The following is a 20,717-nucleotide window of genomic DNA, read 5'->3' as shown; positions in this document are numbered from 1 at the left end:
GCACAGTACAGATCAGTCTGGCTTTGGCTTCGATATCGCGTCGATCACGAGCGTATCCGCGGGTGCTTTCACTGGCTGTAGCTTCAGCCCGGCTTGTGACTGGATTGTCGTGAACAGGCCCGGTGGTGCGTCGGCAGCGTCACTGGGCGGAGCATCGTCCGGTGCCCATTCCAGCTTCAGGTCATAACGTCCCTTCAGCCCTGTCTGGTCCACGATAGGCCGGTTCACGCTGAATTGCAGGATCAACACAAGTTCGGAGATGGCCGTGTTCGTAAGATTCTCCACGTGCAGCGCGCTGGAGTGGCTGTTTCTCTGGTCCATCGGGCCATTGGGTTTGCTCGTGTTCGCGACCATCTTTGAGCCACCCTTTGCCACGGTCAACACGAACACGGGTATCTCCCGCTGTTCGTGGTGTAGTTGCAGTCCAAAGCGTTCCGCCAGGATCTTCCGCATCAACGTCTGTACCTGAGTCAGGCTGGGTGATCCTTCTGTGTCCGGGACCCCAGCAATGTCCCAGCGTTGTGTCTCGGCCCACGCCGGGATATTGGCGATCTGAACTTTTTGCATGCCATAGCCAATCAGCAGAAGTTGTTGCACGGTGGTGCCAAGCAGTAGCACGCGTCTTCCATCCATGTTGATGTGCTGGCCGCGTGTCTCCGTGGGATCGGTGGCTTTTACCGATGCGACTTCCCAGTCCGGGTCGGCATTTGCGGGCATCGCCTTTTGTCCGAATGCTGCGGAAGGAACAATGCTGCAGAGCACCAGCAAGGATGCGAGCGTGACAGGCGTGTTCCATCGCCGGATACGAGACAAAGGATTTTCCATAACCGTTTATACGTGTGATCTTTGCCGATGTTCCCTTGGGAGATGTCTCTTTGCCGGATTACAGACCTGATTCCGTGCAGGTGGTGGCTGCATCCAATAGGTATCCATGAGTTCGCACCGCAGTTTTGATCTGACTACGCTTTCGCTTCCTGATACCTACAAATTGCTGGCTTCCGCGGTTACGCCGCGCCCTATCGCGTGGATTACCACGCTGGACGCCCACGGGCGGCCGAATGCTGCGCCGTTTTCCTTCTTCAATGTGATCAGTTCTGATCCTCCACTGTTCTGCGTGGGATTTTCGGCTGCTCCTGACCGTGAGGGCAAAGATACGCTGGCGAACATCCGCGCATCAGGCGAACTGGTTATCAACCTTGTTTCGGAAGAGCTGGCTGAGGCGATGAACATTACGGCGACGGATGCGCCGCGTGGGCTGGACGAGTTGGTCATCGCGGGGCTTGAGATCGCTCCCAGCGAAGTTGTGCTGCCACCGCGCATTGCAGCATCACCGGTGTCGATTGAATGCCGGACGTTTCAATGGATTGAAACCGGCGGATCATCCACGGTGCTGATCGCGCGCGGCGAACGCTTGCACATTCGCCGCGACGTGTTTGCAGATGAGGAACGGCTTTACATCGATAACGCCAAGCTGAACCTCATTGGCCGCATGGGTGGAGCAGGGGACTACATGCGCACGCGCGACACTTTCACGATCCCGCGAATTGCATGGAAGGACTTTCCAAAGAAGTAGCTTCGGCTACTTCACGGGAGTGGCTTTGAACTCGCCGTCCACGCTGTATTCGATGACATTGACGGTGCCAGTGATGGTGCCGTCGCTGTTCAGTTTGCCGTTGAATTTCAGCGATGCCTGATCGCCCTTGGCCTGCCAGGTCACGTTACTGCCATCTACTGAACCCACGAAGTCAGACATATCGCCGCAAGCGCCGGTGAGCTTTTTGTCTTCCTGTGTCCATTTGCAGGAGAAGTCGCGTTCGTTGCCCATCACGTCAATGTGGACGTTCCACTGTCCGCTCACGGACGGTGCCTGGGCCAGGGCTGCGGTTGAAAGCGTGCATAGGAGTGCGGCTGCGATGCGTGTCAGCATTTCGATGTGGTCCTTTCCTCAAACTGAGGGTGATGCGAAACCTGCGACCACTGCGCCGCACGTTTCTGGCAATACGGATCGAATGATCCGGAATGTTCCCTGCACGGCAACGAATGCGGCTGTGCAAAATGCACTGTGATATCGCGCAGGAGGCAGGTCGGCGGCGATTCCGATAAAATCAACCCCGTTGCGCACATCGCGCCGTAGAGGAACAAAACGATGGCATCCCAGATGGCAAATATCCCCGCGCTGAAGGACCTGCACGGACAGCTCAGCACCCGCATGACCAAGGCTGTGGAAGATTTCCGCACCAACCTGCTGGCAGTGCGCACCGGCCGCGCCAGCGTGCACATGCTGGACAACATTCGCGTGGATTATTACGGCAGCGAAATGCCCATCAATCAGCTTGCGCAGTTGTCCGCGCCGGAACCGCAGCAGATTGTGGTGCAGCCGTTCGACGTGGGCACGGTGGGCCTGATTGAAAAGGCTATCCGTACCAGCGGTCAGGGCTTCAACCCCATGCATGACGGCAAGATCATCCGCGTGCCGATCCCTCCCATGACCGAAGAGCGACGCCGCGACGCCGTGAAGCAGCTCTCAGGCATCCTGGAAGACCATAAGACGGCCATCCGCAACATCCGCCGCGACGGCAACGACAGTGTGAAGAAATCTGCCAAGGACAAGCTGATCAGCGCCGACGATGAAAAGCGCGCTACGGAAGAGATCCAGCAGATGACCGACGCGCAGATCAAGCAGTTGGACGACATGTTCAAGGTGAAGGAAAAGGAACTGATGACGGTCTGATCCGTTGCCAGCTCCAACCATCAGAAAGGCCGTTACCCCTCGCGAGGTAACGGCCTTTTTCAATCGTTTTTCCGGGACTACTCTTCCAACCGGTACGTGTATTCCTCAATCACGGGGTTCGTCAGAACTTCATTGGCAATGCGCTCAACTTCGGCCTTTGCGGCGTCGCCGGTCAGGCTGTCGGCAAGGGTCAGAACGAAGTATTTGCCCTGGCGGACAGACTCTACCTGCGGATGGTGAAGGCGGCGAAGGGCATTGGCAATCGTCTGCCCCTGGGCATCGAGAACCGTGGTCTTCAACGTGACGTAAACATGGGCGCGCATGCCCGGATTATAGCGATTTCGGCCATCCAACGCCTTTTGGTCCTCACACGAATGGGTGGTTTGGAGATAGCTGGCGTCGAAGGTAAACTGATGCGGTGTTGCCGAAAACCCACTGCGGAGCGTATTGTTCCCCGGCGACCACACCTTCTCGACAAAGAGACCCGAAAAGAGCCCTATGCCGAACTATTTGAAGTTGCCAGTTGGCGCCAAAGCGCCAAAAGTCGTAAACGCGGTGATTGAAATCCCTTACCAAGGCCGCATGAAATTTGAATACGACAAGCAACTGGAAGTCTTCCGGCTGGACCGCAATCTGTACAGCCCGGTGCATTACCCCGGCGATTACGGCTTCCTGCCTTCCACCCTGGGCGACGACGGCGATCCGTTGGATGTGCTGGTTCTGGTCGATGAACCCAGCTTTCCCGGCTGCCTGCAGGAAGTGCGTCCCATCGGTCTGATGGAGATGATTGACGGCGGCGAAGGCGACGAAAAGATCCTTGCCGTTGGCTGCGCCAACCCGCGCTTCTTTGACATCACCAGCTATGAGCAGATTCACCCGCACAAGCTGAAGGAGATCGTCCACTTTTTCTCCACCTACAAGGATCTCGAAGGCAAGACGGTGAAGATCGAAGGCTGGAAGCCGGTCGATTACGCATACGAAGTCATTGAGAAGTCCATCAAGGCTTACGCGGAAAAGAACGCAAAGTAAGACCAAAGGAAAACACGATATGCGATTGGCCGCACTTGCCCTCATCTTTGCCGCAAGTGCGGCCTTTCTGTCTCTGGAAGCGCAACAGGCTCCCAAAGCGCCTGTGCCAGTGATTCTGTCCACCGACACGGGCAATGAGGTGGACGATCAGTGGGTGATCCTCTACCTCCTGACCGACCCGGCATTCGATGTACGTGGCATTCTGTCGGCGCAGGCGCCCACGCTGCCTGATCCCTCCGCGCATTGGACACTGGGTGTCCTCCGTGACCAGGTGGAGAACCACATGGGCCTCACGGTGCATCCGCCGCTGTTGGAGGGCGCCAGCACGCCCATGACGGATGCCTCCACGCCGCAGCCCAGCGCGGCCGCGCGCTTTCTGGTGGAGCAGTCCAAGGGATTCTCTTCGACGAACCGGCTCACCGTCCTCACCATCGGAGCAGCCACGGATACGGCTTCCGCGCTGCTGCTGGACCCGACTCTCGCAGACCGCATCCGTATCGTGGCGATGGGATTTACCAATCTGAAGCCAGAGGGAGCTAAGGAATTTAACGTAGAGAACGATCCGCATGCGTGGCAGGCGATCCTGAAGTCGCATGTGCCGGTGGCGATTGGTACGGGCGAAGTCTGCCGCCACGATCTGTCCATGGGCTACGCTCAGGCGCAGCAAATGCTGGCAAACCGTGGCCCCATCGGTGCATGGCTCTGGGATGAATATCGCATGTGGTACTTCTCGCATGTCAAACCCCTGCGCTCCACGGACTACACGCATAATCACGTGATCTGGGACATCATCACGGCGGCGTATGTCCGCGGACTGGTGACCACAGAGACGGTACCTCGGCCATCACTCACGGATAGCGTGCGTTTCGCCCAAGGCCAGAACGGTGCCACTTGGGAAACCATTAGCCATGTGGATACGACAACGCTGTGGAAGGACTTCTTCGCCGACTTGGACCACTTCACTGCCACGCATAACTTGCCGCCGTATCAGCCGCGCTAAAGACGAAAAAACGCCGAAGAAACTAACATAGAGGTATGAAGCCTCGATCTCCGCTCTATGTCACCTCGCTCATTGCGGGTGCGTTCTTCATGGAGAACCTGGACGGCACCGTGATTGCCACGGCACTGCCGCAGATGGCGAAGAGTTTCCATGCCAGCGCAGTCAGCCTGAACATTGGCATGACGGCGTACATGCTCACCCTGGCCGTGCTGATCCCCATCAGCGGATGGGTAACGGATCGTTTTGGATCGCGTTCGGTATTCGCTGCGGCAGTCGGTATCTTCACTGTGGCGTCGTTGTTGTGCGCGGTTTCGCGGAACCTTACAGAGTTCACGCTGATGCGCATTCTGCAGGGCATGGGCGGCGCGATGATGGTGCCGGTAGGCCGCCTGATCGTGTTGCGCGAGACACCCAAAGACAAGCTGGCACAGGCGATTGCGTACATCTCGTGGCCGGGCTTAACAGCACTTGTCCTGGGGCCACCTCTTGGTGGATTCATTACCACCTACGCAAGCTGGCATTGGATCTTTTTGATGAATGTGCCGCTGGGTATTGCCGCGCTCATCCTTGCCATGTTGTGGATTGAAAATGTCCGCACAGAGGAACGCCATCCGTTCGATTGGGGCACGTTCGCGTTGGGTGGCATAGCTTCTGCGGGAAGTGTGTATGCCATGGAACTACTGGGCGGAGGCGAGACTCGCTGGCCTGTTCCAGTGACCATGCTTGTGCTCAGTTTGTTGTGCGGCGTGCTGGCGATTGTGTATGCACGGCGCAGGCAAGAGACCTCGCTGATTGATTTTGAATCCATGCGGAACAAGACCTATTCACTCTCCATCTATGGAGCCAGTGCGTTTCGTGTTGCCGTATCGGTCCTGCCGTTTCTCTTGCCGCTGATGTTCCAGATTGCGTTTGGCTTGAACGCGTTCCGTAGCGGCCTCTATCTTTTGGCTCTCTTCGGCGGCGATCTCAGCATGAAGTCGATCGTGCTGCCGCTGCTGAAGCGGTTTGGCTTCCGCCGCATCCTCATCGTGAACGGTATCCTCACGGCGCTATCCATGGTGGTGTGCGCGTTTCTTTCGCCGTCCACACCGGTGGTGCTGCTTCTTCTGGTGCTGTTTGTGCACGGAGCATGCCGCTCCATGGAATTCACGTGCCTCACGACGTTGGCTTACTCAGAGATCCCACCAGAGCGCATGAGTCGCGCGAACGGATTCTTGAGCGCCATCATGCAGTTGAGCGTCGGTATGGGAGTGGCTGTGGGCGCGGTGACTCTGCGTTCTGTAGCTCACGCACGTGGACATTCCGCAGCCACTCCGCATCTAGCAGATTTCCGCTGGGCAATTCTCTTGATGTCCGTCGTGGCGCTGGGGCCGGTCTTTGACAGCCTTGCACTGCCCCACGATGCAGGCGCAGACACCAGCGGTCATCAACCAGAGATTGGAGAAGCAGAATCAGCACTGATCTAAGAAAGAAAGGGCATGGCTTAAGCCATGCCCTTTCTCTATCCAACGGCCCGATTATCCGTTGGGACGAGCTGCAACCATGCGTTCGTTAAAGATGTGGAAGAAGTTTGCGTAATCACCGTTTTCTGCGGCAAAACGAAGTGGCTTTACGCGATCAATGACGACTTCCTCCACATCCGGCTGATCGCGCAGGATAGCGAACGTGTCATGCAGATAGTCCGCCAACGGCATCGCCGCAGGATCATTCTTCTGGCGGTCGCCCATCAGTTCTGTTTGCACATACGGCGGAATGATTTCGATTACCTGAACGCCCGTGTCTCGCAACTGGAAACGCAGCGACTGGGTGTAGCTGTGAATGGCAGCTTTCGTGGCGCAGTAGGTCGGCGTCATGGCAAGGGGAACATAGGCCAATCCGCTGGTAACGGTCATTACGGTGGCTGAGGGCTGCTTCAACAGATGCGGCAGCAGGGCGGAGTTCAGACGGATCGGCCCTAACAAGTTGGTTGCAATCATGGCTTCGGCATCTTCCGCGTTGCCGTCGGCTAGCTTTTCGTTCCGCATGATGCCAGCGTTATGCAGCACGGCATTCAGCTTCGGATACTTTGCAATCAGGCTGGTCGCGAACGCCTTGGTGGCCTCTGCGCTGTCAATATCCAGCACCTCAGCGCTCATGCCAGGGTTTGCTGCGGCCACTTCATCCAGAACAGACTTACGACGTCCTGCAATGATGACGTGGTTACCTTCTTTATGAAATGCCTCGGCCAGCCCGCGACCAATGCCGCTGCCACCGCCGGTGATCAGAATTGTGTTGTCTTTGATCTGCATGGTGTCTTCTCCCGCAATGCTATGCAAGATTATGCGCCATGAGAGATCGCTTTTCTGTAAACGGAAAAAAAGGGGCAGTGTTTCAAGCTGCCCTCTTGCCAAACTCGAATCGCGTCGCGGCGGCCATCCCCAAAACGGATCGCGGGGGATCAGCTCGCAGACCGCAGACGACTTGCCAAACTTGGTAGTGCCGGGTGTTGCATGCGCCACATCTTTTCTTCCAGCGCTTGCGTAACAAAATGGTTGAGAGATATCCCCTGTTGACGCGCAAGGTCTTCAGCCTGTTGCCGAAGAGAAAGTGCGATTCGAACCGGAATGTTTTCGTGACGTAGGGAGTCCATAAGTGCCTCAAGAGAAATCAACGCAGAAATTGCCACAAATAATTTTCATATCTTAGGCGTGGCTGTTTAAAAAGCAGAACTAACAATTCAAAAACTTCAGAGCTTATCCCAATTCGGGAAAAATTATGCCTTATATCCGACTTATGCGGCGGGTATACGAATTACTTCTGACGGTATTAAGCTTTTTCTTTTTAGAAGGCCAAAGAAGGTTTCTCTCTCCACTGGCCTGCTATACAAAAAGCCTTGTGCAATGCGGCATCCGAAGCCCAACAACGTTGTTGCTTCAAATTCTGTTTCTACACCTTCCACTGAAACGCTCATGCCCAACGCCTCACTCATTCCCATGATGAATTGGATGATCTTCCCGTTGACAGAGGAATCGACGACGGAGCGAACAAAGCTCTGATCGATTTTCAAGGTGTCAACAGGGAACTTCTGGATATAGCTCAGGGATGAGTAGCCTGTCCCGAAATCATCAAAGGCAATCTTGATCCCCAGCGCTCGAATCCTCTGCAGAAGCGGCCCCATTAACGCAGGTTCGCTCATGAGAATGCTCTCTGTAATCTCCAGCTGCAAGTGATCAGGCGGCATACCCGTTTCCTGCAGTGTCCGTGTCAGAAGGTCAAAGTATCCAGGAAGCTCCAATTGCTTCGAAGAGACATTAAGAGAAAGCAAGAGCGGCCTAGACGATTTTTCCTGGAACTTATGAAAGTCACTGCATGCCTTGCGGAGAACCCAGTTTCCAATTTCGATGATGTGTCCGGTCTCTTCGGCGAGACGAATAAAGGTATAGGGGCCGAGCAGACCTCGCACCGGATGTTGCCAACGAATCAATGCCTCAGAGCCATAGATGGAACCATCCTTCATATCCACGAGTGGTTGGTACCACAACACAAATTCCTCTTCTGCAATGGCCCGCTTCAGCTCTTTGCGGTCTTCAATCGCACGCAGCATGTTGGAGTACATCTCTTGAGCGAAGACCGTAACACGCGCTCCGCCTTCACGTTTGGAGCAATACATGGCGAGATCCGCATCACGAAGTACCGAGTCCGGATCGGTATAGCTACTATCAATCGTGCACAAACCAACGGAGGCGGAAAGGTGAAGTGAGTTTCCCGCGAACTCAAAAGGTCGTTCCAGAATCGTCAAAACTTGCCGCGCAAATCGCATTGCACACTCAGCGTCCGATGCGCAATTGACGAGCATGGCGAATTCATCTCCTCCGATTCGCACCGGTACATCGTCATTCGTCGCAAGCGTCCGTAGACGTGTTGCGACTTCCTTTAGAAGGGAATCACCCTGCGCGTGGCCGAGCATGTCATTCGCGGATTTGAAGTTATCCAGATCGATGTAGAGCAGCGCGTGATATGAGTAGCCGCGAGCGACTTTCTTTTGAAGCAATGTGCGCAGACGATCATTGAGGTAGCTGCGGTTGTTCAGGCCTGTTACTGGATCACTAAATGCGAATGCGGCCAACTTTGCTTCTGCCCGCTTTCGCTCTCTGATTTCTTCCAGAAGAGCTTCGTTCTGCATTCGCATCGCTCTCTGTTCTGCGAGAGCTTTTGCAATCTCTTTCTCTTGTTCTGCTTCCGCAAGTCCGCGGCTCCACCGGACGCTTCTCGAGTAAAGAAACAGCCCGGCATCCGTCCCACACAGTATCAATACGGCGATTCCAATCGCAATCGGCACAATGAATGGCGATGACTGCAGCTGCATAGAAGCAGTGTCGAGAACGATGTGCTGAGGTGGCGGTGCGTGTTTGGCCCACGTCCAGATCAGATAGGTAACCAAAGCTGAGGACATCACGCTGATGATTGGATACGCAAAGCGTGTGCCACGCCGTGATGCTGTCCTCCGCAGCAGACTCGCGACGATGATCTGCGAAAGAAAGCACAAAGCAATCGCAAGGAAAAATGTGGCGGCGACACTCATGGGGCGCGAGGGATACCGGACGTGCGATGCCACTAACAACAACTGTTGGGAAAAGAGGATCGTCGACGCTTCCAGCAGGCTCGACGGAAGAAGCATACGCATCCGAATGTTCTCGCGAATGACACTACGAAACGCGATTGTCCGCCCAAGGACGGTTACCAGTAGAGCAAGTGCAAACAATGACAGATCAAAGGAAGTACTCTGCGGCACCTGGAACAAAGACAGAAAGCAAAGTTGAACCGAGAAACGACCATAACCCGCAATGATAGCGGCCCCAATCGTCCATAGATTCCTGCGCCTCTCGTCAACAGAGGTAAGAGCCTCGGCGAATCGAAAGGCACTGAACATGGTAAGCAGCATCAACAGGAAGCCAGCAGCAACACCCTGCGGTTGGTGCGCCATTGTGAGTTGCAATCCCTGGATTTCGAAGGCTGGGTACAAGTTACAGCTTCCTTTCTCTTCATCTCCACTTATCGGCAAATAGCAGCCTCAAGTGACCTCGCAAACTGCCGTTAAGTCACTTAACCGAGCACCGAAAGTTCATGTGCGTCCTGTCTCTTTGTACCGTGCAAATCGCTATGTTGCCCTTGCTCTTTAGTGGCGATATCACCCCTGATATCAAAATCAAGTTTTATTTGGATTTAGGTAACTCGCCGTGGTGACCAATAGTCATTTCTCGTTGCAAGATAGTGGAGCAGTTCCTCTGAATTTCAGTTTTTGCGCAGTTACTGGGCGGAACAGGATACGGAGGGAACAGCAACGAACCCCCAACGCATTACCTAGAACACTCAAGGAGCACGGAATGAAACTTCATCGCATTTGGAATGATCTCGCACAGGACGAATCAGGACAGGACCTCATCGAATACGCACTGGTCGCAGGACTCGTCGGCGCTGTTTGCGTCACCGCCCTCTCTGGACTCGCTACCGCTATCCAGAACGCTCTGGGCAGAGTTGTGACGGCACTTACCCCGACTACCTAGACAACAACACCCGGTACCACTTTTTGGCCTCGTGCCCTTGTTCCGTATTTCTGCCAGGAGGTAAAAGCGGCGATGATATCGCATGCAAACGTGTTGCAGTCGTACACCGCAGCGGTGGCACTTTGTGCTGCTGTTATGGATGTCCGATCGCGCCGCATTCCAAATTGGTTTACTCTTCCAACGCTCGTTGGAGCCCTCATACTGCAGGTGACCATCGGAGGCCTGCATGCACTAGCGCTATCGTTCGTCGCGTCCGTGCTTGCAGGCTCTCTCTTCCTCGTGTTGTTTCTGGCAGGAGGAATGGGCGGAGGAGATGTAAAGCTGATTGCTGCGATTGCAGCAGGGATTGGCCTCTCGAATACTGGAGCCCTTCTTGTTCTTACCGCATTGTGCGGAGGAGTGATGGCAATCGTTGTCATCGTGTGGCATCGGCGGGTGTGGCATTCCGTGAGGAATGTTGGCCGCATCGTCGCGCATCACTGTGAGAACGGTTTGGAGCCACATCCGGAATTGAACGTTCGCAACAAACGCAATCTTCGTCTGCCGTATGCGCTGGCCATTACCGCCGGTACGCTGCTGACGATTTCCCTTGAGAAGGTGGGGCAATAACATCATGCAGCCACGCCGCATCCTCATTGCACTTACAGTTGCACTCGTCGTCTCTGGTCTGTTCACGCTTTGGCTGGGTACCAGGTTGTCGCATCGGGGCAGTAGCTCCGGATCCACGAAGTATGTTGCTCTCGCTAAGAATCTGGACCCAGGACAGATCATTGCTGCAGACGACTTGAAGCAGGTTTCGTGGCCGTCCGATGTGCCTCTGCCTGGTGCTTTTGTCCGTACCGATGAAGTTATCGGCAAGTCGGCTCTCTATCCCTTGCAGGCAGGCGAGCCACTGACGGCACGTCAGCTCGCTACCAGCGCTGGCCTTTCTGCTCACATTCCTGCTGGCATGCGCGCTATCTCACTCAAGTCGAATGAGGTGGTTGGTGTTGCTGGATATCTTCTGCCCGGCACGCACGTAGATGTGCTGGTGACAGTGCGCGCGGCTTCTTCTACAGATCCTGTGACATCCATCGTGCTTCAAGACGCGCAGGTGCTTACCGCTGGCGAAAAGATGCAGCCCGATCCCGATGGTCACGCCAGCAAGGTAGACGTTGTCACGTTGTTGGTATCGCCGGAAGAAGCAGAAAAGATTGTGCTCGCCAGTACGCAGGGAACAGTTCACTTCGTTCTCAGAAACGGCGGAGATCATGTCGTGGCAGCTAATGCTCCGATGAGTCTTTCCGCACTCGGTGTTCAGGCATCCTCTACGGTTGCACCCGCTGCTGTCCCTCATGCACCGGCGCACACTCAGGCTCAGCCAGTTCACACCAAGTCGACTCCCGCCACTTACAGCATCCAGGTTCGCCGCGGCGATAAGGATTCCGTGGAGACCTTTTAATGTATCGCCTGAATGCTTTCCTTGATCGATCCATCTGCTGCGTTGCCCTTGCGGCAACGCTCGCGTCAACGTCGGTGTACGCGGAGCGTCCGCAGCCACGCACTGCTTCGGCGCCTACCGATGCGGAGAAGAGCAGTGCGGCTACTGCGCAACCTGTAGCGGATAGCCCTGACGGTGCGAGTTCTTCCAATCAATCGGCAGGATCGGGAATGGAGAGTGCAGTGCTGTCCGATGCGCCAACGCATCTTCTCATTGGCCGTTCGGCATATGTCACCTCTCAAAAACGTCTGTCGCGCGTGTACATCACCAACCCCAATGTGTTGTCTGCGTATACCGCCACTCCCAATGAAGTGTTGGTTACCGCGAAGGAGCCGGGTGTAAGTTCGCTCATGATCTGGGATGAAAGTGGTGAAACGCACACCTATTTCTACTCGGCTGACACGGAGACATCGCTGCTGGAAAGCGTGTTGAAGTCGGCGCTGCCCAACGAGAACATTAAGGTGCAGGCGGAAGGCTCACGCATTCTGCTTTCTGGCACGGTTGGTAATGTCACGTCTTATCAAACCGCAGAAAAGCTCGCTGGCCAGTATTCCAAAGATGTATCTAACGCGATCGTTGTGAATCCTGCAACCTCACGTCAGGTCCGTCTGCATGTTCGTATCGTGGAGGTCGATCGAACCAAACTGGAGCAGATGGGCTTCAACCTCTTCAGTGCCGGCGGCAATACATTGGCGACCAGTAGCACCTCGCAGTTTCCCTCCTCTCTTACGACAACAACGGGAAGTAGCAGCGGCAGCAGTGGGAGCACCAACAATACCTACACCGTAGGAGGCAAGACTGTTTCCGTTACCAATCCATTGAACTTTCTGCTCTATAGCGCCGATCTAAATCTCGGTGCCATGATCCAGGATCTGGAGCAGCGGAATGTTCTGCAGATTCTCGCAGAGCCGAATATCACCACTCTAAGTGGCGAAAAAGCCAACTTCCTCGCGGGTGGTGAATTTCCGTTTCCTGTAGTTCAGGGAGGCGTTAGCGGTCTTACTTCCATCACGGTTCAATTTCGGCCTTATGGCGTAAAGCTTGAATTTCTTCCGCAGATAAATACCGACGGTTCCATTGACCTGAAGGTCGCACCAGAAGTAAGTGCGCTGGATTACACCAATGCCGTACAGATCAGCGGTTACACCATTCCTGCCATCTCGAGCCGCCGAGCGGATACGGAGGTGGTACTTCGTGACGGACAGACGTTTGCAATCTCCGGACTTTTGGATCAACGTACGACGGACCAGCTAGGCCGTACACCTGGTGCTGCCAGCATTCCGATCATTGGGAATCTGTTTAAGAGCAAAAACATTAATCACTCCACTTCAGAATTGTTGGTTCTGGTCACGCCCGAGATTGTTGATCCATCGAAGGAGCAGGTGAAAGAGCCAGCATTGGCAGTGAAGATGCTTGATCGGCCAGTCTTTGATCAAAAGATGCAGAAATCAACAAAACACTAGAAAAGACACGCCCGGACAGAGGTGTCAGGAAGGACGCAGGGAATGTATCAGATGAACGGAACTCTTGATGTCGTTGTGCTCACAATCGGAACGGAAGAACGCGTCACCCGGGAACTTCTTGATGTGGTGAATATGCGCAATTGGTCCAGCAGCGCATTTCATTTTGAGCGGTATCTCACATCGCTCCGGCACCCATCCATTGGGCAGTACATCTCGTCTTCGAACGGCTGTCTTGCGTTTGTTGATTACGATCGCAATCCCGATGAAGCGGCCGAAACCGCACAGTATCTTTCGAAGGCTTTTCCTGGGAAAGTCCTTATCGTTGCTGTGGGCAAGCGTCCCACGTCGACAGCCATCCTGGCTGCCATGCGCGCGGGCTGCAGCGAGTACTTCACCAAGCACTCTTCGCAACAGGAACTGGATGTACTTCTCGATCGCTTTCAGGATTACTGCTTCACTGAGGTAGGGAACAACGCCACCAACGGCACCGTCCTCTCCATTCTCGGAGCCAAGGGAGGAGTTGGGTCGACCAGCATTGCAGTGCACCTCGCTGCGTACCTTGCTCAGTACCACCAGAAGAGAACGCTGCTTATTGATCAGCAACAGATGCTGGGCAACGCTTGCGTGTATCTGGGGATTGACGGCGAACACCACACGCTTGGAGAGTTTGTTCGCAATCTGAAGCGCATGGACAGCGAGTTACTCCACGGCTTTGTCGCGCATCATTTCAGCGGTCTCGATATCCTGTCCTCGCCGGATGTGCCCGACAATCAGGAACCCGTTCCTGCACAAGAGTTCACGCGTGCACTCGAGTTTTTGCGCGGGGAATACGACTACATCATTCTGGACTGCGATCGCAGGCAGACGGATCTCTGGCCCAGCCTGGTGGCTACTTCGTCCGAGATTCTGATGGTTACCACACCGGAAGTTGCTGCCGTGCGCGATCTCTCTCGCATTGCTGACGGTCTTGTTGTGACAGAAGGTGCATCGTCAAAGCTAAAGGTCATTCTCAATCGCTATAACGCGCCGCATGCCGTGGCCGCAGATCAGATTGAGAAAGTTCTGAAGCTTCCTATTGCGCTCAAGCTTCAGGACAGCCCTGGCGAAATGGTTTTCGCTTCCAACGCAGGTAAGACGCTCAAGTTCCCTGGCCCAAGCCAGCTTGCGGCGGGTCTGCACGCGTGGAGCAGCAAGCTAGCGGACGTCAGCACGAAACCCGCACCCAAACGTAAAGAAGAGAAGCTGGCTTCCCGCTGGCGGCAGCTCATACCTGCCTGGTAGTCGGACCTCACCTATTGAACGAAGGAACGTAGAAGCCAATGGCTGTTAACAGCATGATCACGATCGATGAGGGGGAGATCACAATGCCCATTCGTCATAGCATCTCGGAGGCCACCCAGCAGGAGGTGAAGTCGGCGGTGCATCGTGAGCTCCTGAAGAGGCTCGATCTTGAACGTCTGGCCGAGTTCAATGAGACACGTTCCAGCCAGCAACAGCTCTTTGGCATCATCCATCGCATCGTTACCGAGCAGGGAATTCCGCTGAGTGCAGCGGAGCGCGATCGCCTGACGCAAGAGGTATTGAATGAGGTCTTCGGCCTCGGCCCTATCGAACCCCTGCTCCACGATCCAACAGTCAGCGACATTCTCGTTAACACCTGGAACTCAGTGTATGTAGAGCGTCGCGGCCTTCTTGAGAAGACCAATATCGTCTTCAAAGACAACCGCCACCTGATGCACATCATTGAGAAGATCGTGTCGGCGGTGGGGAGGCGTGTGGATGAGATGTCGCCCATGGTCGACGCCCGCTTGCCGGATGGTTCGCGTGTGAACGCCATCATTCCGCCGCTGGCGATTGACGGGCCAATCCTCTCAATCCGTCGCTTCGGCAATACACCTCTCACTGCGGAAGATCTCATCCGTTCGAAGATGCTTGCACCTTCCATGCTTGAGGTTCTTCGCATGGCTGTGGAAGCGCGTTTGAACATCGTGGTTTCCGGAGGCACCGGTGCCGGTAAGACGACGCTGTTGAATGTGCTGTCAGGATTTATCTCTGGTCGTGAACGCATCGTTACGGTGGAAGACTCCGCCGAACTCTTGCTTCGCCAGGAGCATGTCGTACGTCTTGAAACGCGTCCGCCAAATCTGGAGGGGCACGGTGCTATTCGTCAACGCGAACTCATCATCAACGCACTGCGTATGCGTCCCGACCGCATTGTGGTCGGCGAAGTCCGTGGCGAAGAAACACTGGATATGTTGCAGGCGATGAATACAGGCCACGATGGTTCTATTACGACCATCCATGCAAACTCTCCGCGCGACGCCGTTGCCCGTCTTGAAACCATGGCCATGATGGCCAACGTTGGTCTTCCGGAAAAAGCGATCCGTAATCAGATTGCATCGGCAGTTCACCTCATTGTGCAGGTAGCTCGTATGAGCGATGGTTCACGCCGCATCACGCACATTGCAGAAGTTGTGGGAACACAGGCTGAGATCGTCGCACTGAATGACCTTTATCTTTTTGAACGTAAGGGGACTGATGCTGCCGGCAAGGTCGCTGGTCGCTTTTACTCACCGGGCATTCTTCCTCGCTTTGCAGGCAGACTTCATGACATACCGCCTCAGGCCCTTGCGGAACTCCTGAACGTGAGCGTGGAGGTCTAACGGCATGTGGATCGCTCTTTGCTTCGCCCTGCTCACATCGATCATCTTCGGTGCCGTAATGTATGGCACCACACCTTCGAAGGTAGCCACGGAAGCGGAGCTGCGTCTGCAGACACTTGTCGTCTTTACGAAGCCGTCGCAGCCAAAGACGCTGCAGGCCAGCCTGGAGAAGAAGGTTCCAAATTCGTACTCCTGGGTAGAGAAGTATCTTGAAGGCACTCGTCTCCTGCGCCACATCCGTTTACTGCTGTTGCAGTCCAGAAGCGATTGGAGTCCGGGCGGAGTCATTCTCACGGTGGTCTGCATTGCTGTTGCATTGCCACTGTTGACATACCTTGTAACGGCGAACCCCATTCTCACAGCCGCCGCATTCGCTTTTTCTTTTGCTCCGGTATTGTGGCTTCGTATTAAGCGGCAGCGTCGTATCAAAGACTTTGAATCTGCACTTCCGCAAGCGCTGGAAATGTTTGCGCGTTCTCTGCGCGCAGGCCATGCGATTCCGGTTGCCATTGGTGTGCTTGCAGAAGAAGCGCCTCTTGCCGTGCGTCTGGACTTTGCGGAAGTGCACCGCGACCAGAACTATGGCTTGCCCATCCGCGATGCATTTTCCTCCATGCTGGAGCGTGTTCCCTCCCGTGACTTGCGTATCTTTGTCACCGGGCTCCTCATCCAGAAAGATACAGGTGGCAATCTTCCTGACGTGATGGATCGCATCGTTGCAGTCATTCGCGATCGCGTTCGCATTCAAGGAGAGGTGCGTACACATACCGCGCAAGGCCGACTCACCGGATGGATTCTCTGTCTGTTACCGGTAGGACTGATGCTCGTTATCAACGCCATGAGCCCGGGATATTCGCGCATCCTCTTCACCGATCCCATGGGCCGCAAGCTTCTCTACACAGGTGTCGTTCTCTTATGCCTCGGTGTGTTCACCATTCGTCAGATCATCCGCGGGATAGAAGTGTGATTGTATGAGTTTTCTTCTTATAGGGTCCGCCGGCTTCATGCTCTTCTCCGTCGTCCTGCTCCTTGCCATGCCCATGGTCTGGAACGAGTCTGCCAACTCGGATCGTCTTCGGCACTTGGTACAGGTAAAGGATGTTGAAGTAAAGCCAAAGTCACCGCGGTTGAGAGAAGTTCTGGCTCGTTGGACTGCAGTGCTACGGCCGCGTGCCGGCACACGCCAAAGCGAACAGGCAAGAGAAAAGCTTGAGGCTGCGGGACTGAGAACTTCGCTGCAAAGGGACACCTATGCTCTGGCGCAAGGCATCGCGCCTTTGGCCGGGCTTTTTCTCGGTACCTTTGTTCGCAGCAATATGCTGCTCGCATGTGTGACTCTTGCTGCGATTGGCTATCTCGGTCCAGATATCTGGTTGCGACGCCGCATTCGTTTGTATAAGGCGAGTCTCGTACGATCCCTGCCAGATGCACTTGATCTGCTGAACATCTGCGTGGAAGCTGGGCTCGGTTTGGATCAAGCAATGGTGCGCGTCTCTGACGAGTTGGCGCTAAGTCACCGGGAGCTACATGGGGAGTTTCAACGTGTCTTGTTAGAGCAGCGTGTGGGCGGGGTAAGAATGGACGCCTGGAAACGGTTTGCAGAACGGTCCGACTTAGAAGAAGTTCGATCGTTTGTTGGAATGCTTATCCAGTCCGAGCGATTTGGAACACCCATTGCGCGCGCACTTAGTCGATTTGCAGACGATTTGCGCATGAACCGAAGGCAACGGGCTGAGGAAGCCGCTGCTAAAACCCGCGTCAAAATTGTATTTCCTCTGGTCTTCTTTATCTTCCCCTGCCTGTTCCTGGTCTTGTTGGCACCGGCAATTATTAGTTTGTCCGGAGTCTTTAAAGACCTCCAGTAGTTCAAGTTGAGATCCACCCAGTTAGTTTGATCAACGAAATCGAAACATAAACCTAAAGGAGATAGTTCCAATGGACATGACCACAATGATCCGCGTAGCAGCCGGTGTTCTCGCGGTATTGATTCTTGCAGTGATTGTGTATCGCCGCCGTAAACAGGCATAACCATGCGGAACAAACGCATGGTATCCGTTCATACGCTTGCGGAAGATGTTGTCGTAGCTTCAAGCGTTATGGTCGCTGATACATCCGTTAGTCGCGCAGTCGGCTTGCTGGGCCGCAGCCATCTTCAGCGGGAAGAAGGCATCTGGATCAAACCGTCTTCGGGCGTGCATACCATCGGCATGCGCTTTCCGATCGACGTAGTTGGCCTGGACGCACAGCTTCGCGTGGTGCGTCTCTGGCCTTCGCTCAAACCGTATCGCCTCACTGCCATCGTGCCGTCGGTACGCACCGTCCTCGAACTCGCTGCAGGCAGGATCGTCGAATCCGGCCTGCAGCTAGGGGACCAACTTCGCATTCAGGAGTCCGGCCTGTTACATGAGGCGCCTATCCCAACTTCGTGATGACAGCGGCCAGGTACTGGTCGTCGCCGCTTTGTGCATGGTCGTACTGATTGGATTTCTCGGTCTGGCCGTGGACATTGGCGCCGTCCGCCATGAGCAACGGCGCCTGCAGAACGCTGCCGATGCCACTGCATTGGCGGCAGCACTCGAGGTGCGAGTCTGTGGCAGTACGTCCAACTGCGGGACAATGCAAACCGCGGTGCAGAAGGCGATGGTAGAGAACGGATACAGCGGAGCCACTCTCATCACGCAATGCGCGTCCGCTGGAACTGGGCTCACTGTTATGGTGAACAACCCCACATGCATCGTTACAAATACGATGACCTCTGGTTCGACGACGCTGAACCGTCTCAATTATGTGGAGACTCAGGTTTCTGAGACGGCGCCGTTGTACTTCTCGCGGATCTTCGGTTTCACGGGATTTTCCCTTAAAGCGCGCGCGCAGGCAGCACGTGGCATCGGCGGGCCCTGTCTCTATGCGCTCAATCCTACCGATTCTGGCACGCTCAATGTGGCGGTCGGCCTTGGCTTCAGGGCCAACTGTGGCGTTGTCGTCGAATCTAGCAGCCCCAGTTCCGTGAATTGCCTCGTGGGTCTCGGTGTCACCGCGCCGTACGTACAGGTCTCTCCAACTGGAGGAGGTGCCAGCCTTCTGTGTCTTGGAAATACACGAGTCACGCAAGCTCCTCTCCCTGTCCCTGCAGATCCTCTCGCGTACCTCCCCGCACCAGCTCAACCCAATGCGCCATGCGGCAAAACTACGGGCTCTCCTTATACAGGGGCTCCTGGTCCCGTGACCATTCTGCCCATCCTTGCGAATATAACCTTCAACCCCGGCGTCTACTGTGGCGGTATTACTATCACGGCGTCTGTCGGCTCCACGATCACGTTTAATCCTGGAACATACATCATCAGCAACTATCAAGCACCGAAAGATATCTTCGGCAACACGCCGGCTCCTGTTAGCTCTGGATTTGTCATTAGCGTCGCGGCTCTCAGCACAATTCAAGGCAAGGGAGTGATGTTTTATAACCAAAGCAACAACGGCATATCTCTCACGCTTCCCACCCTGCCCCTTGGATTGTCGAACTTCGCTTTCAGTGCACCAACCAGCGGACAATATGGCGGCATTCTGTTTTGGCAGGCCAAAAACATCACTAACACAGGTACCTTCCTGGCCCCCACACTTCTGTCTGGTCAACAGTTGAATGGTGTCATTTACGAACCAGGAGCAACTGTTAGTTACGCGGTAAATGTCATTAACGCGGGCGGTGGTTACAACGGCATCGTGGCGGATAAGGTGCAATTCAACGCAGGCGTGCTCAGCACTATTTCCAACGATTACTCCTCACTCCAGTCCGGCTCACCGTTGGGCGGAGATCATTCGGAGCTGGTGCAATGAGTCAACAAATTCCGTTGTTTCGTCTCATCGCACAATCGGCATCGCTCGCACAGCGCCAGGACGGCAACAGCCTGATTGAAACGGCCCTTGTACTTCCCGTTTTGCTTCTCCTGCTTGCCGGTGCTGTAGACATTGGCCGCGGTTTTCGTGCCGCTATGATCGTGAACGCGGCAGCGCGTACGGGCACTGCATACGGCATTCATTATCCAACTGACGTTGCGGGCATGAAGCTTGCGGCGCAAACCGATGCGTCCACACTTATCACTGTGAAGCCTGTCGCGACGTACGGTTGTGAATGTTCAGACGGCACGAGTGCTATTGCTTCCTGTTCGTCTGAACCAACCTGCTCCAGCTCCATGAACAGCGTGTACTACGTGGAGTTGGATACCAGTTCCACCTATACACCCTTGCTTCCATGGCCTGGTATTTCTACTACCATTCCTCTTACAGCGAAGGTGAGACTCCGTGCGTCACGTTAAACATCTTCGTGCAGGTGAAGTCTTATGCGAGGAAACAGGCAGCACATTGCTGGAGACGTCACTGTGTCTCAGCCTTGTGCTGCTCGTCATTCTCGGCATTATGGAATGTTCTCTGGCGGTGTATACCGAGCACTACGTCGAATGGGCTGCATCTGCAGGTGCTCGGTATGCCACAGTGCGGGGTTCTACATACAGCGGCACAATGTGCGCAACGTCAAATTCAAACTATTGTGAGGCGGGAGCGAGCGACATCCAGAACTACATTCGAACAAATGTGGCGCCAGGAATTAGTGCATCCAACATATCTGTCACAGCATCATGGCCGGGTACATCGGGAGCATCTGGCGCATGCGATACAGCGCAGGGAAGTAATAGTCCGGGATGCATGGTGACCGTAACCGTCAGCTACCCGTTTACCTTTATGCTTCCTGCGCCCTTGAATAAAGGCATTACCCTCTCCGCAAGTCGATCCACGATAATTTCTCAATAAGCAAGACA

At 54.9% G+C, this 20,717-nt stretch carries 24 protein-coding genes; 18 read left to right on the top strand and 6 right to left on the bottom strand.

Going from position 1 to position 20,717, the window contains the following annotated elements; genetic code table 11:
* Positions 1 to 12: 12 nt before the first annotated feature.
* Positions 13 to 813: a TIGR03435 family protein gene (locus BLT38_RS16975; protein WP_172838322.1), complete on the bottom strand. Its 801-nt coding sequence runs from the start codon at positions 811 to 813 to the stop codon at positions 13 to 15.
* A gap of 118 nt (positions 814 to 931) precedes the next feature.
* Between BLT38_RS16975 and BLT38_RS16970 the strand changes: the two genes are divergently transcribed.
* Positions 932 to 1,573, top strand: coding sequence for a flavin reductase family protein (locus tag BLT38_RS16970; protein ID WP_083346248.1), 642 nt, complete (start codon positions 932 to 934; stop codon positions 1,571 to 1,573).
* A 6-nt stretch (positions 1,574 to 1,579) separates the two neighbouring features.
* On the opposite strand, the gene BLT38_RS16965 is transcribed toward BLT38_RS16970, so the two are convergent.
* A complete protein-coding gene (locus BLT38_RS16965) occupies positions 1,580 to 1,927 on the bottom strand; it encodes a hypothetical protein (protein WP_083346247.1) in 348 nt (115 codons plus the stop codon).
* A 219-nt stretch (positions 1,928 to 2,146) separates the two neighbouring features.
* Between BLT38_RS16965 and frr the strand changes: the two genes are divergently transcribed.
* Positions 2,147 to 2,731, top strand: a complete 585-nt coding sequence (frr, locus tag BLT38_RS16960) for a ribosome recycling factor (RefSeq protein ID WP_083346246.1) — start codon at positions 2,147 to 2,149, stop codon at positions 2,729 to 2,731.
* Between the two features lie 77 nt (positions 2,732 to 2,808).
* Here frr and purS read toward each other — a convergent pair whose 3' ends face one another.
* Positions 2,809 to 3,054, bottom strand: coding sequence for a phosphoribosylformylglycinamidine synthase subunit PurS (purS, locus tag BLT38_RS16955; protein ID WP_047494718.1), 246 nt, complete (start codon positions 3,052 to 3,054; stop codon positions 2,809 to 2,811).
* A gap of 175 nt (positions 3,055 to 3,229) precedes the next feature.
* Here purS and BLT38_RS16950 point away from each other — a divergent pair, with 175 nt between their 5' ends.
* Genes BLT38_RS16950 through BLT38_RS16940 form a run of 3 tightly spaced genes read left to right on the top strand, consistent with a single transcriptional unit; the run spans position 3,230 to position 6,226 of the window.
* A complete protein-coding gene (locus BLT38_RS16950; protein WP_047491774.1) occupies positions 3,230 to 3,760 on the top strand; it encodes an inorganic diphosphatase in 531 nt (176 codons plus the stop codon).
* 19 nt (positions 3,761 to 3,779) lie between these two features.
* A complete protein-coding gene (locus BLT38_RS16945) occupies positions 3,780 to 4,760 on the top strand; it encodes a nucleoside hydrolase (protein WP_083346245.1) in 981 nt (326 codons plus the stop codon).
* Between the two features lie 35 nt (positions 4,761 to 4,795).
* Entirely contained in the window at positions 4,796 to 6,226 is a 1,431-nt protein-coding gene (locus BLT38_RS16940) for an MFS transporter (protein WP_083346244.1), read from the top strand.
* 51 nt (positions 6,227 to 6,277) lie between these two features.
* Here the strand turns inward: BLT38_RS16940 and BLT38_RS16935 are convergent, their stop codons facing one another.
* From BLT38_RS16935 to BLT38_RS16930, 3 genes are all read right to left on the bottom strand, one after another.
* The gene (locus tag BLT38_RS16935; RefSeq protein ID WP_083347153.1) at positions 6,278 to 7,048 is read right to left on the bottom strand and encodes an SDR family oxidoreductase; all 771 of its coding nucleotides are present in this window, start codon (positions 7,046 to 7,048) and stop codon (positions 6,278 to 6,280) included.
* A 149-nt stretch (positions 7,049 to 7,197) separates the two neighbouring features.
* Positions 7,198 to 7,389: a toxin-antitoxin system HicB family antitoxin gene (locus BLT38_RS21215; RefSeq protein ID WP_419865779.1), complete on the bottom strand. Its 192-nt coding sequence runs from the start codon at positions 7,387 to 7,389 to the stop codon at positions 7,198 to 7,200.
* A gap of 141 nt (positions 7,390 to 7,530) precedes the next feature.
* Complete coding sequence (locus tag BLT38_RS16930; protein WP_083346243.1) at positions 7,531 to 9,762, bottom strand: putative bifunctional diguanylate cyclase/phosphodiesterase; 2,232 nt, start codon at positions 9,760 to 9,762, stop codon at positions 7,531 to 7,533.
* 361 nt (positions 9,763 to 10,123) lie between these two features.
* On the opposite strand from BLT38_RS16930, the gene BLT38_RS16925 reads away from it, so the two are divergent.
* From BLT38_RS16925 to BLT38_RS21210, 13 genes are all read left to right on the top strand, one after another.
* Positions 10,124 to 10,303: a Flp family type IVb pilin gene (locus BLT38_RS16925; RefSeq protein WP_083346242.1), complete on the top strand. Its 180-nt coding sequence runs from the start codon at positions 10,124 to 10,126 to the stop codon at positions 10,301 to 10,303.
* A gap of 72 nt (positions 10,304 to 10,375) precedes the next feature.
* Positions 10,376 to 10,912 carry an A24 family peptidase gene (locus BLT38_RS16920; RefSeq protein ID WP_083346241.1) on the top strand — a complete coding sequence of 179 codons (537 nt, stop codon included), beginning with the start codon at positions 10,376 to 10,378 and terminating at the stop codon, positions 10,910 to 10,912.
* Between the two features lie 4 nt (positions 10,913 to 10,916).
* Positions 10,917 to 11,744: a Flp pilus assembly protein CpaB gene (gene cpaB / locus BLT38_RS16915; RefSeq protein ID WP_083346240.1), complete on the top strand. Its 828-nt coding sequence runs from the start codon at positions 10,917 to 10,919 to the stop codon at positions 11,742 to 11,744.
* Positions 11,744 to 13,246, top strand: a complete 1,503-nt coding sequence (locus BLT38_RS16910; RefSeq protein WP_083346239.1) for a type II and III secretion system protein family protein — start codon at positions 11,744 to 11,746, stop codon at positions 13,244 to 13,246. Before cpaB ends, BLT38_RS16910 begins: the two co-directional genes overlap by 1 nt.
* 42 nt (positions 13,247 to 13,288) lie before the next feature.
* Complete coding sequence (locus BLT38_RS16905; RefSeq protein WP_083346238.1) at positions 13,289 to 14,527, top strand: AAA family ATPase; 1,239 nt, start codon at positions 13,289 to 13,291, stop codon at positions 14,525 to 14,527.
* Positions 14,528 to 14,610: 83 nt separating this feature from the next.
* Positions 14,611 to 15,909, top strand: coding sequence for a CpaF family protein (locus tag BLT38_RS16900; RefSeq protein WP_231966576.1), 1,299 nt, complete (start codon positions 14,611 to 14,613; stop codon positions 15,907 to 15,909).
* 4 nt (positions 15,910 to 15,913) lie between these two features.
* On the top strand, positions 15,914 to 16,876 hold the full coding sequence (locus tag BLT38_RS16895; RefSeq protein WP_083346236.1) for a type II secretion system F family protein: 963 nt from the start codon (positions 15,914 to 15,916) through the stop codon (positions 16,874 to 16,876).
* Between the two features lie 4 nt (positions 16,877 to 16,880).
* Complete coding sequence (locus BLT38_RS16890; protein WP_083346235.1) at positions 16,881 to 17,774, top strand: type II secretion system F family protein; 894 nt, start codon at positions 16,881 to 16,883, stop codon at positions 17,772 to 17,774.
* A 70-nt stretch (positions 17,775 to 17,844) separates the two neighbouring features.
* Positions 17,845 to 17,937, top strand: coding sequence for an LPXTG cell wall anchor domain-containing protein (locus BLT38_RS20575; RefSeq protein ID WP_156785180.1), 93 nt, complete (start codon positions 17,845 to 17,847; stop codon positions 17,935 to 17,937).
* Positions 17,938 to 17,954: 17 nt separating this feature from the next.
* Complete coding sequence (locus BLT38_RS16885) at positions 17,955 to 18,338, top strand: DUF192 domain-containing protein (protein WP_156785179.1); 384 nt, start codon at positions 17,955 to 17,957, stop codon at positions 18,336 to 18,338.
* Entirely contained in the window at positions 18,313 to 19,740 is a 1,428-nt protein-coding gene (locus BLT38_RS16880; protein WP_083346233.1) for a Tad domain-containing protein, read from the top strand. The genes BLT38_RS16885 and BLT38_RS16880 overlap by 26 nt, the downstream gene beginning before the upstream one ends.
* Positions 19,737 to 20,219, top strand: a complete 483-nt coding sequence (locus BLT38_RS16875) for a TadE/TadG family type IV pilus assembly protein (protein ID WP_083346232.1) — start codon at positions 19,737 to 19,739, stop codon at positions 20,217 to 20,219. Before BLT38_RS16880 ends, BLT38_RS16875 begins: the two co-directional genes overlap by 4 nt.
* On the top strand, positions 20,206 to 20,709 hold the full coding sequence (locus BLT38_RS21210; RefSeq protein WP_083346231.1) for a TadE/TadG family type IV pilus assembly protein: 504 nt from the start codon (positions 20,206 to 20,208) through the stop codon (positions 20,707 to 20,709). Before BLT38_RS16875 ends, BLT38_RS21210 begins: the two co-directional genes overlap by 14 nt.
* The last annotated feature ends 8 nt before the right edge of the window (positions 20,710 to 20,717 follow it).

It is taken from the genome of Terriglobus roseus (assembly GCF_900102185.1).
Lineage (GTDB): Bacteria > Acidobacteriota > Terriglobia > Terriglobales > Acidobacteriaceae > Terriglobus > Terriglobus roseus_A.
Note: the sequence above shows the minus strand (reverse complement) of the source record. Positions and strands in the feature narration are given on the sequence as shown.